We start from the raw sequence: 13,881 nt of genomic DNA, 5'->3' as shown, positions 1-13,881 counted from the left end.
TTGGTGGTCGAGGTCATCCTCTGCGGTGGGCCGGGCGGGGGCAAGCACTTCTCCGGACCCGCGCGCAGGCCCGCCCCGGGCGGGGCGGGCCTGCGGGTGGTGCCGCGGGGATCAGCTCTCGTCGGTGGGGGCGTCGCCCTCGCCGTTCTCGCTCTCGATCTCCTTCTGGAGGCCGAGGCGCTCGACGATCCACTGCTCGAAGCCGACCGCGGCCTGGGTCCAGTTGGCGGTGGTGGTGACGAAGTAGTCCAGGTTGACGCCGGTGCCGACGATCATCTGGGACTCACCGATGAGGCGGACCACGCCGTCCTCGTGGGTGTGCGTGTAGACCTTCGGCCAGAGGGTCTCGCGGTTCCACTCGTCGATCAGGTCGAGGATCTCGGCCTTGTCCTCGAGCGGGTAGGACCGGTCGTAGAAGGCGCGGACCGCGAAGAGCTCCTTCTGGTCGCCGCGGAACATGTAGTAGACGCGGAAGCCGTCCCACGGCGCGGTGAGGTCACCCTCGTCGTCCACGACGTGCTTGAGCTGCATCTGGTCCAGCAACTGGGTGACCAGCGCCTGGTCCGGCACCACGATCGGCGGCGGGCCGGAGGGGCCCGGCTGGCCGCCCTGCGGGGCGCCGAACGAGGGGATGGACGACGGGTCGATGCTCATCAGGGGGTCCTCTTCTCAGTGCACAAGGGTGGCTGGCAATGAGGGGCCGCCCTTCCAGGCACCATCCTGCCTCATTCGCGGCCCGGGACACAGGGGGTACCCGGGCCGCGCGGGCGGGGTCAGCGCTTGGCCGGCGGAGCGGTCGGCTGCTCGGCCCGGACGGTCAGCCGGTCGGCGTCCTCGTCCCGCTCCACCAGCACCGTGTCACCGTCGCGGACCTGCCCGGACAGGATCGCCCGGGCCAGCTGGTCCCCGATCGCGGACTGCACCAGCCGGCGCAGCGGCCGGGCCCCGTAGGCCGGGTCGTAGCCGGTCAGCGCGAGCCAGTCGCGGGCCGCCGGGGTGACGTCCAGGGTGAGCCGGCGGTCCTCCAGCCGGCCGGCCAGCAGGGCGACCTGGAGGTCGACGATCCGGCTCAGCTCGGCGGTGCCCAGCGGCTCGAAGACCACGATGTCGTCCAGCCGGTTCAGGAACTCGGGCTTGAAGGCCGACCGGACGGTGTCCAGCACCAGCTGCTTCTTCCGCTCCTCCGGGGTGGCCGGGTCGACCAGGTACTGGGAGCCCAGGTTGGAGGTGAGGATCAGGATCGCGTTCCGGAAGTCCACCGTACGGCCCTGGCCGTCCGTCAGGCGGCCGTCGTCCAGCACCTGGAGCAGCACGTCGAAGACCTCGGGGTGGGCCTTCTCCACCTCGTCCAGCAGCACCACGCTGTACGGGCGGCGGCGGACCGCCTCGGTGAGCTGGCCGCCCTCCTCGTAGCCGACGTAGCCGGGCGGGGCGCCGACCAGCCGGGAGACCGAGTGCTTCTCGCCGTACTCGCTCATGTCGATCCGGACCATCGCCCGCTCGTCGTCGAACAGGAAGTCGGCCAGCGCCTTGGCGAGTTCGGTCTTGCCGACGCCGGTCGGGCCGAGGAAGAGGAACGAACCGGTCGGCCGGTCCGGGTCGGCGATGCCGGAGCGGGTCCGCCGGACGGCGTCCGAGACCGCGGCCACCGCCTCCCGCTGGCCGATCAGCCGGCGGCCCAACTCGTCCTCCATCCGGAGCAGTTTGGCGCTCTCGCCCTCCAGCAGCCGGCCGGCCGGGATGCCCGTCCAGGAGGCCACCACGTCGGCCACGTCGTCCGGGCCGACCTCCTCCTTGACCATCGACTCGCTCGCGTCCTCGTCCTTGGCGTGCTGCTGGGCCTCGGCGAGCTGCTGCTCGGCGGCCGGCACCTCGGCGTACATCAGCTTGGAGGCGCGCTCGAAGTCGCCGTCCCGCTGGGCGCGTTCGAGGGCGCCGTGCAGGTCGTCCAGTCGCTCCTTGAGCTCGCCGACCCGGTTCAGGGACTTCTTCTCCTGCTCCCAGCGGGCGTTCAGCGCACTCAGCTGCTCCTGCTTGTCGGCCAGGTCGCGGCGCAGCCGGTCCAGCCGGTCCACCGAGGCCGGGTCGGACTCCTTCTCCAGGGCCAGCTCCTCCATCCGCAGCCGGTCCACGGCGCGCTGGAGCTCGTCGATCTCGACCGGGGAGGAGTCGATCTCCATCCGGAGCCGGGAGGCGGCCTCGTCCACCAGGTCGATCGCCTTGTCGGGCAGGAACCGGGCGGTGATGTAGCGGTTGGACAGGGTGGCGGCGGCGACCAGGGCGGCGTCCGCGATCTGCACCTTGTGGTGCGCCTCGTACCGGCCCTTGAGGCCGCGCAGGATGGCGATGGTGTCCTCGACGCTCGGCTCGCCGACCAGCACCTGCTGGAACCGGCGCTCCAGCGCCGGGTCCTTCTCGATCCGCTCGCGGTACTCGTCCAGCGTGGTGGCGCCGACCATCCGCAGCTCGCCGCGGGCCAGCATCGGCTTGAGCATGTTGCCCGCGTCCATCGCGGAGTCGCCGCCGGCGCCCGCGCCGACCATGGTGTGCAGCTCGTCGATGAAGGTGACCACCTGGCCGTCGCTGGACTTGATGTCGTTCAGCACGGCCTTCAGCCGCTCCTCGAACTCGCCCCGGTACTTCGCCCCGGCGACCATCGCGGAGAGGTCCAGCGAGACCAGCCGCTTGCCGCGCAGCGAGACCGGCACGTCGCCCGCCACGATCCGCTGGGCCAGGCCCTCCACCACGGCGGTCTTGCCGACGCCGGGCTCGCCGATCAGCACCGGGTTGTTCTTGGTCCGGCGGGAGAGCACCTGGATCACCCGGCGGATCTCCTGGTCCCGGCCGATCACCGGGTCGAGCTTGCCGTCCCGGGCGGCCTGGGTGAGGTCGGTGCCGTACTTCTCCAGCGCCTTGTAGGTGCCCTCCGGGTCGGCCGAGGTGACCTTGGCGCTGCCCCGGACGTCCTTGAACGCGGCCAGCAGCGCCTTGGCGGTGGCGCCGTGCTGCTGCAGCAGGTCGGCCACCTGCCCGCCCTCGGCGGCCAGACCGACCAGCAGGTGCTCGGTGGAGAGGTACTGGTCGTCCAGGTCATCGGCGCGCTTGCCGGCCTCGGTCAGCACGGCCATGGTGTCCCGGGCCAGCTGCGGGGCCGAGACGGTGGAGCCCTGTGCGCTGGGCAGGGTGCCGAGCTGCCGCCGGGCGGCGGCCAGCACGGCGGGGACGTCCGCGCCGACCGCTTCGAGCAGCGGGCGGGCGATCCCCTCGGGCTGCTCCAGCAGGGCCAGCAGGATGTGCACCGGCTTGACGTCCGGGTTGCCTGCGGCGCTGGCCTGTCGGATCGCGGCGGACAGGGCGTCCTGGGTCTTGCTGGTGAACTTGCTGGCGTCCACTGCGGGCGGCCTCCTCTGTGACAGACGGACTGTGCGACAAGTTGAGTCTACCTCGCTCAACTTCATCGGGTCAGCGGATTCAGTGTTTCCGGGTCAGGCCGAGCAGCTCGCGGGCCGGGCCGGCCGGGCGGTGGCCGGCGGGCCAGACCGCCCGCAGCGGCCGGGCCAGGTCCACCTCCACCGGGACCGCGACCAGGCGGCGGGTGGCCAGCTCCTCGGTGACGGCCAGCTCGCTCAGGCAGACCGGCCCGGCGCCGGTCATCGCGGCCGCCTTCAGCGCGGTGGAGGAGGCCAGTTCCAGCCGGGGCGTGGTGGCCCCGCCGTACGGGGCCAGGGCCTGCTCCAGCACCTCCCGGGTGCCCGAGCCCGGTTCGCGCAGCACCAGCGGGGTGGCGGCCAGCTCGGCCCCGGTCAGCGGGGTGCGGCGGCGGGCCCACGGGTGGCCGGGGGCGACCACCACCACCAGCCGGTCGGCCGCCACCACCGCTCCGGCCAGCCCGGGCGGCGTGGTCGGGCCCTCCACGAAGCCGAGGTCCGCGTCGCCGGCCAGCACGTGCGAGGCGACGTCCGCCGAGTTCGCGGTGCGCAGGATCACCGAGGTGTCGGGGCTGACCTGGTGCAGCGCCAGCAGCCAGCCCGGCATCAGGTACTCGGCCACGGTCAGGCTGGCCACCACGGTCAGCCGGGCGTCCCGGTGCTCGCGCAGCGCGTCGATCCCGGCGTCCAGCGCCTGCGCCGCCTCGACCACGTTGCGGGCCCACTCGACCACCACCCGGCCGGTCTCGGTCGGCCGCGAACCGCGCGGCGAGCGCTCCAGCAGCGGCACCCCGATCTGCCGCTCCATGCCCTTGATCCGGGCACTGGCGGCGGGCTGACTGACCCCCAGCTCGGCCGCCGCCCGCCCGACGCTGCCCAGTCTGGCCACCGCGAGCAGCAGTTCCAGGGCGCCGAGCTCGGGGACACGCGGGGAGAGGGGCATAGGGTCAGGCTATGTGCTCATAGGGCACGGCGCGCTACCGGATGATCGTTCCGGGTCGCAAGGTGGAGGCATGGCCACCCTCACCGCTTCCCGCACCGCCGCATACGGCCTCGACCTGGGCCGACTCGGCCCCAACTGGTACGCCGCCGTGATGGGCACGGCGATCGTCGCCAACGCGGCGGCCGCCCTCCCGGTGCACGTCCCGGGGCTGATCGGCTTCGGCGAGGTGGTCTGGGCGCTCTCCTTCCTCGCCCTGGCGGCGTTGGTGGCCGGCCGCGCGGTGCACCTCACCCGGCACCGGGCCACCGCCCGCGAGCAGCTGCTCGACGAGCCCGCCACCGCCGTCTTCTACGGCTGTCCCCCGATGGCCCTGATCGCGGTCGGCTACGGCACCCTGACCCTCGGCTCCCGGCTGCTCGGCACCGGGCCCGCGGTCGCGATCGACCTGGTGCTGTGGACCGTCGGCACCGGTTACGCCGTCCTGGTGGCGGCCGGCATCCCGTACCTGATGATCACCCGGCACCGGGTCTCCGCCCTCCGGGCCAACCCCACCTGGCTGCTCCCGGTGGTCGCCCCGATGGTCGCCGCCGCGCTCGGCCCCGCCCTGATCCCGCACCTGCCCGCCGGGCTCGGCCCGGCGATGCTGTACGGCTGCTACGCGCTGTTCGGTGCCAGTCTGCTCGGCACCCTGCTGGTGCTGCCGGTGGTCTTCGCCGGACTGGTGCACAGCAAGCTGCCCGCCCTGGTGCTGACCCCCTCGCTGTTCCTGGTGCTCGGCCCGCTCGGCCAGTCCACCACCGCCGTCAACCAGCTGGCCGACGCCGCGAAGACGGCGGCCCCCGCGCTGGCCGGGCCCGCGCTCGGCTTCGCGGTCCTGTACGGCGTCGCCGCCACCGGCTTCGCGGTGCTCTGGCTCGGGGTGGCGATCACCGCCAACCTGCGGGCGCTGCGGGCCGAGCTGCCGTTCGCGATGACCTGGTGGGCCTTCACCTTCCCGGTCGGCACCATGGTCACCGGCGCCGCCGGGCTGGCCGGGCACACCGGGTTCGACGGCTTCACCGCACTGGCCGTCGCGCTCTACCTGCTGCTGGTCGCGGCCTGGGCGGTCGCCCTGGTCCGGACCCTGGCCGGGCTGCTGGACGGCCGGCTGCTCGGCCGGGTGCAGCTCGCCTGACCGCCCGTCCGACGCCCGGCGGGTCGGCTCCGGCTGCAGGTTCCTGCACTTGCGGGAACATGCAGTCGGACGCCCCTTGTTCACCGGCCGCCCCGCTGTGAGGGTGGAGGCACGCCCAGGTCGCCCGGGCAACCGCAGCTCGGGAACGGCGACTTGTTCCACTACGGGGGTGCCCCGGTACGTACGCGTGCCGGTGCAGACGAAGTGGGGCCCCGATCGGATCGCCATGTGTGGTGATGGCCCCGGTCCGGAGTCGGCGAGGCGTTGCTGCTCCGCCTCACCGGAAGTGCTCTGACCGAGCGTGATGTCGACGGGTTCCCCGGGCCTTCGGGCTCGGGGGACGCGTCGGATCCTCCCTGGGAGATCATGGGCTGGACGACCCACGGGGTGAGCGACGGCTAGGAGGTGCACCCGTACGTGGCCTCCACCGAGGAACTGCCCGACCAGACCGCCCGCGCGCTCTACCTGTCGATCCTGGCCGACGGTGGCCGGCTGCCGTTCGCCGCCCTCGACGACCTGGACAACACCGACCGCGCCGCCCTCGACCAGCTGGTCAGCTCCGGCCTGGTGCTGACCAACGCCCTCGACCGGATCTACCTGGCGGTCAGCCCGCGTTCGGTCGGCGAACGGCTCTGCACCGAGCTGCGGTCGACCGCGACCAGGCTGCTGCTCCGTGCCGAGGAGCTGCCCGACGAGCTGAGCGGGCTCACCCGGGCGTACGAGTCCGCCCCGCGGGTCGCGCTCGAACCCGACCGGCCCAGCTACCTCGACGGCCGGCAGCAGATCCGGCAGCGGATCGCTGAGCTGCTCTCCGAGTGCCGGTTCGAGGTGCTGACCGCCCAGCCGGGCACCCGGCACCCCGAGACGCTGGCGGTGGCCCGCCCGCAGGACCTGGCGCTGCGTCGGCGCGGCATCCGGATGTGCACCGTCTACCAGCCCGGCGCGCTGACCGAACCGCACACCGTCGACTACGCGGTCGCGCTGTCCGCGCAGGGCTCGGAGCTGCGGCTCCTGGACGAGCCCTACCAGCGGATCCTGATCATCGACCGGGCGGTGGCCGTGGTGCCCGCCGCCCCGGACGGCCTCGGCCGGGCCGCCTTCATCTCCGACCCCACCGCGGTCGCCTTCCTGGTCGCCGTCTACCAGCGGGACTGGGACCGGGCCGAGACCGTCGACTGGTCCCGGCTGGGTGGCGCGTCGGAGCTGCCGGCCGCCGCCCACCGGGTCGGCCGGATGCTCGCCACCGGGCTGACCCAGCGTGCGGTCGCCGGCCGGCTCGGCCTGAGCGAGCGGACGGTGGCCGGACACATCGCCAGACTGCGCGAGCGGTACGGTGCGCAGACCCTGTTCCAGCTCGGCTGGCAGATGCGCGGAGGGCGCGGTGACTGAGCTGCGGCTGCCGGACGAGGCCGAACGCGAGCTGTACCTGGAGGTGCTCGCCCAGGGCGGCCGGATCACCCTGGCGATGGCCGCCGGGGTGGACCAGGACGCGCTGGCCGGGCTGCTGGCCGGCGGCCTGCTGGTCGGCAGCGCGCACGGGGGCGGCTACACCGCGGTCAACCCGCGCTCCGTCGGCGCCAGGATCAGTGCCGAACTCCGCTCCACCGGTACCAGGTTGCTGGTCGAGGCCGAGGAACTGCCCACCCTGTTGGGTGAGTTGACGAAGGTGTACGAGAGCGCCCCGCGCCGCTCGGTCCGCTCCAGCGTGGTCCGGCACGTGCACGAGGCCGCCGACATCGTGCACCGGATGCGGGAGTTGGAGGCGGGGGCCAGGGAGGAGATCCTGCTCGCCCAGCCCGGCGGCCCGCTGCCGCCCGCCCAGCTCGACCGGGCGGTGGCCAGGGCCCGGGACTTCGCGGGCCGCGGTGGCACCGTCCGGGCGCTCTACGAGCCGTCCGTCCGGACCGACCAGCCCACCGTCGGGTACGCCGCCGCGATCGGCGAACTCGGGATGGCGGTCCGGGTGCTGGGCGAGCCGTTCAAGCGGGTGATGATCTTCGACCGGTCGGTCGCGGTGGTCCCCGCGGCCGCCGACCACAGCAGCGCCGCCTTCGTCGAGGACCCGGCCGTGGTGGCCTTCCTGGTCGGTGGCTTCGAGCGGGACTGGGCCCGGGCCGAGCGGGTGAAGTGGAGCGACGCCGACACCTGCGCGGACGAGCGCCCGGTCGACGAGCAGATAGGCCGGCTGCTCGCGGCCGGCCTGACCCAGCGCACCATCGCCACCCGGCTCGGGCTGAGCGAGCGCACCGTCGCCGGACACATCTCCCGGCTGCGCGAACTCCACGCGGCGGAGACCCTGTTCCAGCTCGGCTGGCTGCTCCGCGGCGGCCGCGGTGCCTGACCTGCCGCTGCCCGGTGAGGCCGAACGCGCCCTCTACGCCGAGGTGCTGGCGCAGGGCGGCCGGGTGCTGTTCCGGGACGTGGCGCACCGGGACGCGGGCACCGTGCTCCGGCTGCTGGAGCTCGGGCTGCTGGTGCACCACGCCACCGACGCCACCCTCACCGCCGTCAACCCGCGCACCGTCGCCGAACGACTGGCCGCCGACCTCCGCTCGGCCGGCACCCGGATGCTGGTCAGGGCGGACGAACTCCCTGCTCCGCTCGACGAGCTGGGCCGGGCCTACGACGCGGCGCCGCGCAAGGTGGAGCACTCCGGCGGGGTGCTGCACATCCAGGACATGGAGCAGATCAGGTCCCGGATGCTGCAGCTCGAAGCGGACTGCCAGGAGGAGTGCCTGGCCGCCCAGCCCGGCGGTGCCAGGCCCGCCGGGCACCTCAGCGAGGGGAAGGACCGGCTGCACCGCTTCCTGGACCGGGGCACCACCCTGCGGCTGCTCTACCAGCCGCCCGCCAGGGACCACGGCCCGACCGCCGAGTACGTCGCGGAGCTGAGCGAGTGGGGTGCGCGGGTCCGGGTGCTGGACGAGCCGTTCACCCGGATGCTGATCTTCGACCGGACCACGGCGGTCATCCCGGCGGCGGCCGACAACACCAGGGCCGCCGTGGTCGAGGACCCGGCCGTGGTGGCCTTCCTGGTCAGCGGTTTCGAGCGGGACTGGGAGCGGGCCGAGCGGGTGCACTGGCAGGCCGTCGGCGACGGCGCGCACGAGCAGGTCGGTCGGCTGCTCACCGAGGGGCTGACCCAGCGGAAGATCGCCAGCCGGCTCGGCCTGAGCGAGCGCACGGTGGCCGGGCACATCGCCCGGCTGCGCGAGGTGCACGACGCCGAGACGCAGTTCCAGCTGGGCTGGCAGATGCGGGGCGCCCGTGCTGGTGAGTGAGCCCGAGCGGGCGTTCTACGCCGAGGTGCTGGCCCAAGGCGGCCGGGTGCTGTTCCGCGACGTGGCCGGTGCGGACACCGGGACGGTCCTGCGCCTGCTGGAGCTGGGCCTGCTGATCCACCACACCGGCGACGCCACGCTCACCGCGGTCAACCCGCGGACGATCGCCGAGCAGCGTGGTGCCGAACTCCGTACGGTGGGCACCCGGGCGCTCCGGCAGGCCGACGAAGTGCCGGACCTGCTGGCCGAGTTGACCAGGGCGTACGACGCCGTGCCGCGCCGGATCGAGAGCACCAGCACGGTGCTGCACATCGAGGACATGGAGGAGATCCGGTCCCGGATCGTCCAGCTCGACGTGGACCGCCGGGACGAGCTGCTGGCCGCGCACCCCGGTGGGGCCAGGCCGATGGACCACGTGCGGGTGGGGATGGACCGGACCCGTCGGTTCGTCGAGGACGGCGGGGTCCTGCACATCCTCTACCAGGACGGCGCCCGGGCGGACGGCCCGACCGCCGAGTACGCGGCGATGCTGAGCGAGTGGGGTGCGCGGGTGCGGGTGCTGGACGAGCCGTTCACCCGGATGCTGATCTACGACCGGACGACGGCCGTCCTCCCGGCGGCCGCGGACAACGCCACCGCCGCCATCGTCGAGGACCCGGCCGTGGTGGCCTTCCTGGTCAGCGGTTTCGAACGGGACTGGGAACGCGCCGAGCGGGTGCACTGGGGCGCCGACGGGGACGGTGTGCACGAGCAGGTCGGTCGGCTGCTCACCGAGGGGCTGACCCAGCGGAAGATCGCCAGCCGGCTCGGCCTGAGCGAGCGGACCGTGGCGGGCCACATCGCCCGGCTGCGGGAGCGGTACGACGCCGAGACGCTGTTCCAGCTGGGCTGGCAGATGCGGGGGGCGGAGGTGCCGGGGGACCGAGCACTCCCGCCACCCGCTCAGCCGGTGGCGACGCCCGGGGCCCAGTAGCCGAAGCCGGAGAGCGGGGGCTCCTGGCGGGGGCTGGGGAAGGCCTCGGTCGGCGCGGTCCAGAAGCCCTCGCGGAGCGAGAGGGCCATGCCGGCCCAGTCCAGCGCGGTCTCCACGGTGTGCCGCAGGGCGTCCTGGGACCAGGTGTCGTCGAAGACCAGCGGCAGGACGGGTGCGACCTGCTCGATGGTGGCGATCAGCGGGTTGTGGGTGATGGCCTCGTCGACCAGCAGCACCACCGGCTTGCGGAGCGAGGAGGCCCAGCCGAGCTCCAGGGCGACGCCGGCCGAGAGCGGCGCGCCGACGTAGGCGAACACCAGGTCGGCGGTCTGCAACGCGCGGAAGTCGGAGGGCACCCGGGGCTCCGGCGCGCGGCCGGCCACCGTCCAGGCGTCGCTGTGGTGCGCGCTGTAGACCGCGGCACCGCTCTTCAGCAGGGTGGATCGGAGGGTGGTCAGCCTGGTCCGGCTGGCCAGGGTGACGACGCTGTCGGCCGGTCCGGTCAGCCGCATGAGCGGCGCGGCCAGGAACACCCGAGCGCGCCGACCCTCGGGGGTCTGGGTGGCGCGATTGCGCAGGTAGGGCTCACTCATGTCGACTCCGGGGTCGCCGTTCGGGAAGGTGCACTCCGGGCGGCTGGTTGGTGGCTGCTGGGGGAGGATCAGTTCGGCGGTAAGGCCGGGTAATTTGAATGTGCACCGGCAAGTGTGGTGATCAAGCCGGGGGCATCGGGAGCGAACTGATCGTCCATCGGTTGCTCTCTTCGCGTCCACTGCTCCGTGGTGTCATCTCACTGCATGGCAGGCAGATGACGCACCCGAGATGACCAGCCTCTGGTGACATGAAGGCGCATTCTGCGGCATCATGTGGGCGATTGTCTTATTCATTGGTACTTTCTGGATGCCGCAGGGCTTGGGGAGGTTGTAGTCGCATGTCAGGCTTCTACCGTTCGGTGCGCCGCATAGCGGTTTCGTTCGTTGTCGCCCTTGGGGTCTTCGCAGTTGGCGCGCAGGTCGCCGACAGCATTTCTTCGCATGAGCCTGCCAATAGCGTGGCTGTGCGGGTAACCAACGTGGTGACTCTCGAGGACAGCAACTGGACCTGAGCGGGGCGGAATCCGTGATCGGCCACGGGGGACCGATCACTCGAAACCGGACGTCTCGACCTCTGGTTGTGTCGGGTTGGAGCGGGCCAGGACCCACCCGAGCTGGAACAGCGACTCGACGTGATAGTCCTCGCGCATCTCGGCGATGTGGCGCGCCAAGGTGCGCTCGCTGATTCCGAGACTGCGCGCGATCACGCGGTGGCTGGTTCCCTTCAGCATCAGGTCGATGATCGTCTGTCGGAGCCGGGAAACGACCTGCTGGGGCACCGCGCGGGCGCCGTCGAAGTCGATGGCGCGGCTCCAGTTGCGCTCGAAGACCTCGGCCACGATGTAGCTGATGATCGCCTGGTCATGCACGAAAGCGGCCAGGCTCAGGTCGTCGGCGACCGGGATGATCGCGGTCCGCCGGTCGATCACGAGAATGCGGGTGTACGGCTCGTCGAGCGTCCTGACCTGGGCTCCGGCCTGGGTGACGGCGGCGACGTAATCCCGCGTCGGGGCGTGGTACCGGGTGCTCGGGTGGTAGATCGTGCGGGCCGTCGCACCCCGGCGCAACAGCGCCAGGTCGCGGTCGATGCTGCTGGCGAGGGCCTCGGGCGGGCGGGGCCCGCCGGGCTGGGCGGCCAGGAACTCCTCCGAGCAGCTGTTGGTGAGCTGCTGGAGCCGCTGGTTGATCAGCACCTTGCCGCGGACGTACTCGATCGTGCCGCCGGCCTGCTCCGAGGGGTGGAACTCCTCGGTGAGGTCCTTCAGCGCGGCCGGCAGCGCCACCGCGCGGGTGAGCAGGTTGAGCGCCTGCTGCTGCCAGGCGGCCGCCAACCCCTCCGCCAGTTGCTGCGGATCGACGGCGACGAGCACGTCGGGCCGGTCGGTGTCGGGGACCAGCAGGCCCATGTCCAGCAGCTCCTGCAGGGCCGGCTTCGCGTCCGCCGGAAGATCGCTCGGGGCCAGCTCCTCGTTGGACCGGACCACCGCCCGGTACAGCTCCCTGGCGTCCGCCGACAGGATGCTCAGCCCGCCCGTGGTGAGGCCGGGCTCAGCCGTCTCACTCATCTGCGGCTCCTCGGAGTTGGCTCAGCTGCTGCTGGTCGCGGACACATGGGGTACAGAGGGGATCTTAGGCTTCCGCCGCCTTCTCCGGTCTGCTACGGCGGAAGCGAACCATCGGTATCCGGCACTCTCCCACTGCACGTGAGCCGCCGGTAGCCCCCTGACTGGGGGCACCGGCGGCTCGGCTGGACTGCGGGCAGGGTCAGCGCTTCGGCCGCCAGACCACCAGGGCGCTGGACTGCTGTACCTGCTGGTACGGCACCAGGTCCCGCCGGTACGAGGCGTGCACCGCCGCCTCCCGCTGCTGGAGGGCCGAGGCGGCACCCTCCAGGGAGTCGGCCAGCTCGCCGATCCGGGACTGCAGGGCGGCCACCTGGTTCTCCAGCTCGATGATCCGCTTGATGCCGGCCAGGTTGATGCCCTCGTCCTGGGACAGCCGCTGGACCTCGCGGAGCTGCTGGATGTCCCGGGCGGAGTAGCGGCGGCCGCGGCCGGCCGTGCGGTCGGGGCAGACCAGGCCGAGGCGGTCGTACTGGCGCAGGGTCTGCGGGTGCAGGCCGGAGAGCTCGGCGGCGACCGAGATCACGTAGACCGGGGTGTCCTCGGTCAGCACGTAGTGGGTCGCGGCCGGGCGGGGGCGGCCCAGGCCGGGGCCGCCGGGGAGGCCCTCGCCGAGGCCGGGCCCCGGACCGATCGGGGTGTCGGGGGTCATCGGGTCATCACGCTCCCTCTGCCGCCTTGAACAGGGCGGCTCGCGGGTCGTCCGAGGCGGTGGCCTCGCGGTACTGCTCCAGGGCCTCCAGGGCTTCGCCCTCGAGGTGCTTGGGGACCACGACCTCCACGGTGACCAGCAGGTCGCCGCGGGTGCCGTCGGTGCGGGTCGCGCCCTTGCCGCGGGCCCGCATGGTCAGGCCGTTGGCGCTCCCGGCCGGGAGCTTGAGCTTGACCGAAGGTCCGTTCAGCGTCGGCACCTCGATGGTGCCGCCCAGCGCGGCTTCCGGGAAGGTGATGGGCACGGTGACGGTGAGATTGTCCGCCTTCCGGCCGAACACCGGGTGGGCGTCGACGTGCACGGTGACGTAGAGGTCACCGGGCTGGCCGCCGCGCTCGCCCTGGGCGCCCTTGCCCTTGAGCCTGATCCGCTGCCCGTCCTGCACCCCGGCCGGGATCCGGACCTGCATGGTGCGGGCCGAGGAGGCCCGGCCGCTGCCGTGGCAGACCGTGCACGGGTCGTCGACCAGCATGCCGCGGCCCTTGCAGTCCCGGCAGGGCTCGGAGAGCGCGAACGCGCCCTGGCCCCGGCTGACCGTGCCGGCCCCGACGCAGGTCGGACAGACCCGGGGGGTGGTGCCGGCCTTGGCACCGGTGCCCGAGCAGACCCGGCAGGCGGCCTGACTGGTCATCCGGAGCGGGACGGTGGCGCCGTCCACCGCCTCCTCGAAGGCGAGCGTCACCTCGGTCTCGACGTCGGCGCCCCGGCGCGGCTGCGGCTGTCGGCCGCCCCGGTTGAACAGGCCGCCGAAGATGTCGCCGACCCCGCCGCCGCCCTGCGGGCTGTTGCCGAACAGGTCGCCGAAGTCGAAGCTGCCGCCCTGCGGGCCGCCGGCCCGGTACCCGCCGTTGCCGAACAGGCTGCGGGCCTCGTCGTACTCCTTGCGGCGCTTGTCGTCCGACAGGACGTCGTACGCCTCGGAGATGTCCTTGAACCGGTCCTCCGCCTTGACGTCACCCTTGTTGGCGTCGGGGTGGAACTCGCGGGCGAGCTTCCGGTAGGTCTTCTTGATCTCGGCGGTGGTGGCGTCCTTGGGCACACCGAGGACCTTGTAGTAGTCCTTCTCCACGTAGTCCTTCGCGCTCATGGCTGCTGCCACCTCCCGGCGTCGTTCGCTGTTGCTCGTTCGGACACGGCACTGCGGAGCCGCCCGTC

General features: G+C 72.7%; 13 protein-coding genes. 6 read left to right on the top strand and 7 right to left on the bottom strand.

The annotated features are described in order from the left end of the window. Window positions 1-111 precede the first annotated feature (111 nt). The 3 genes from ACIRPK_RS29520 to ACIRPK_RS29510 form a co-directional block, all read right to left on the bottom strand. Complete coding sequence (locus tag ACIRPK_RS29520) at window positions 112-654, bottom strand: YbjN domain-containing protein (RefSeq protein WP_403043907.1); 543 nt, start codon at window positions 652-654, stop codon at window positions 112-114. Window positions 655-773: 119 nt separating this feature from the next. Next, window positions 774-3,392 carry an ATP-dependent chaperone ClpB gene (gene clpB / locus ACIRPK_RS29515; protein ID WP_403043905.1) on the bottom strand — a complete coding sequence of 873 codons (2,619 nt, stop codon included), beginning with the start codon at window positions 3,390-3,392 and terminating at the stop codon, window positions 774-776. A gap of 79 nt (window positions 3,393-3,471) precedes the next feature. Then, the gene (locus ACIRPK_RS29510; RefSeq protein ID WP_403043902.1) at window positions 3,472-4,371 is read right to left on the bottom strand and encodes a LysR family transcriptional regulator; all 900 of its coding nucleotides are present in this window, start codon (window positions 4,369-4,371) and stop codon (window positions 3,472-3,474) included. A gap of 70 nt (window positions 4,372-4,441) precedes the next feature. Here ACIRPK_RS29510 and ACIRPK_RS29505 point away from each other — a divergent pair, with 70 nt between their 5' ends. The 5 genes from ACIRPK_RS29505 to ACIRPK_RS29485 all read left to right on the top strand — a co-directional run bounded on the left by ACIRPK_RS29505 (window position 4,442) and on the right by ACIRPK_RS29485 (window position 9,799). Next, the gene (locus tag ACIRPK_RS29505; RefSeq protein WP_403043900.1) at window positions 4,442-5,545 is read left to right on the top strand and encodes a C4-dicarboxylate ABC transporter; all 1,104 of its coding nucleotides are present in this window, start codon (window positions 4,442-4,444) and stop codon (window positions 5,543-5,545) included. A 417-nt stretch (window positions 5,546-5,962) separates the two neighbouring features. Then, window positions 5,963-6,934, top strand: coding sequence for a LuxR C-terminal-related transcriptional regulator (locus tag ACIRPK_RS29500; protein WP_403043898.1), 972 nt, complete (start codon window positions 5,963-5,965; stop codon window positions 6,932-6,934). Then, on the top strand, window positions 6,927-7,886 hold the full coding sequence (locus ACIRPK_RS29495; protein WP_403043896.1) for a LuxR C-terminal-related transcriptional regulator: 960 nt from the start codon (window positions 6,927-6,929) through the stop codon (window positions 7,884-7,886). The genes ACIRPK_RS29500 and ACIRPK_RS29495 overlap by 8 nt, the downstream gene beginning before the upstream one ends. Then, a complete protein-coding gene (locus tag ACIRPK_RS29490; protein WP_403043893.1) occupies window positions 7,879-8,826 on the top strand; it encodes a LuxR C-terminal-related transcriptional regulator in 948 nt (315 codons plus the stop codon). Before ACIRPK_RS29495 ends, ACIRPK_RS29490 begins: the two co-directional genes overlap by 8 nt. After that, window positions 8,819-9,799, top strand: a complete 981-nt coding sequence (locus ACIRPK_RS29485) for a LuxR C-terminal-related transcriptional regulator (RefSeq protein WP_403043890.1) — start codon at window positions 8,819-8,821, stop codon at window positions 9,797-9,799. The genes ACIRPK_RS29490 and ACIRPK_RS29485 overlap by 8 nt, the downstream gene beginning before the upstream one ends. On the opposite strand, the gene ACIRPK_RS29480 is transcribed toward ACIRPK_RS29485, so the two are convergent. Further along, window positions 9,769-10,392, bottom strand: a complete 624-nt coding sequence (locus ACIRPK_RS29480) for a hypothetical protein (protein ID WP_403043888.1) — start codon at window positions 10,390-10,392, stop codon at window positions 9,769-9,771. The genes ACIRPK_RS29485 and ACIRPK_RS29480 overlap by 31 nt on opposite strands. A gap of 338 nt (window positions 10,393-10,730) precedes the next feature. Between ACIRPK_RS29480 and ACIRPK_RS29475 the strand changes: the two genes are divergently transcribed. Next, window positions 10,731-10,904: a hypothetical protein gene (locus tag ACIRPK_RS29475; RefSeq protein ID WP_403043885.1), complete on the top strand. Its 174-nt coding sequence runs from the start codon at window positions 10,731-10,733 to the stop codon at window positions 10,902-10,904. Window positions 10,905-10,940: 36 nt separating this feature from the next. On the opposite strand, the gene ACIRPK_RS29470 is transcribed toward ACIRPK_RS29475, so the two are convergent. From ACIRPK_RS29470 to dnaJ, 3 genes are all read right to left on the bottom strand, one after another. Then, complete coding sequence (locus ACIRPK_RS29470; protein ID WP_403043882.1) at window positions 10,941-11,957, bottom strand: hypothetical protein; 1,017 nt, start codon at window positions 11,955-11,957, stop codon at window positions 10,941-10,943. 199 nt (window positions 11,958-12,156) lie between these two features. Then, on the bottom strand, window positions 12,157-12,666 hold the full coding sequence (locus ACIRPK_RS29465; protein WP_403043880.1) for a heat shock protein transcriptional repressor HspR: 510 nt from the start codon (window positions 12,664-12,666) through the stop codon (window positions 12,157-12,159). A 7-nt stretch (window positions 12,667-12,673) separates the two neighbouring features. Next, window positions 12,674-13,813 carry a molecular chaperone DnaJ gene (gene dnaJ, locus ACIRPK_RS29460; protein WP_403043877.1) on the bottom strand — a complete coding sequence of 380 codons (1,140 nt, stop codon included), beginning with the start codon at window positions 13,811-13,813 and terminating at the stop codon, window positions 12,674-12,676. Window positions 13,814-13,881 lie beyond the last annotated feature (68 nt).

The sequence above is a fragment of the Kitasatospora sp. NPDC101801 genome, from assembly GCF_044766665.1.
Taxonomy (GTDB): Bacteria; Actinomycetota; Actinomycetes; order Streptomycetales; family Streptomycetaceae; genus Kitasatospora.
The sequence above is the reverse complement of the archived record's forward strand: the minus strand, read 5'-3'. Positions and strand labels throughout refer to the sequence as shown.

Bases quoted from the DNA above. Each gene is read 5' to 3' on its own strand.
- ACIRPK_RS29520 (WP_403043907.1), bottom strand. From the start codon at position 654: ATGAGCATCGACCCGTCGTCCATCCCCTCGTTCGGCGCCCCGCAGGGC.
- ACIRPK_RS29510 (WP_403043902.1), bottom strand. From the start codon at position 4,371: ATGCCCCTCTCCCCGCGTGTCCCCGAGCTCGGCGCCCTGGAACTGCTG.
- ACIRPK_RS29505 (WP_403043900.1), top strand. From the start codon at position 4,442: ATGGCCACCCTCACCGCTTCCCGCACCGCCGCATACGGCCTCGACCTG.
- ACIRPK_RS29480 (WP_403043888.1), bottom strand. From the start codon at position 10,392: ATGAGTGAGCCCTACCTGCGCAATCGCGCCACCCAGACCCCCGAGGGT.
- ACIRPK_RS29475 (WP_403043885.1), top strand. From the start codon at position 10,731: ATGTCAGGCTTCTACCGTTCGGTGCGCCGCATAGCGGTTTCGTTCGTT.
- ACIRPK_RS29470 (WP_403043882.1), bottom strand. From the start codon at position 11,957: ATGAGTGAGACGGCTGAGCCCGGCCTCACCACGGGCGGGCTGAGCATC.
- ACIRPK_RS29465 (WP_403043880.1), bottom strand. From the start codon at position 12,666: ATGACCCCCGACACCCCGATCGGTCCGGGGCCCGGCCTCGGCGAGGGC.
- dnaJ (WP_403043877.1), bottom strand. From the start codon at position 13,813: ATGAGCGCGAAGGACTACGTGGAGAAGGACTACTACAAGGTCCTCGGT.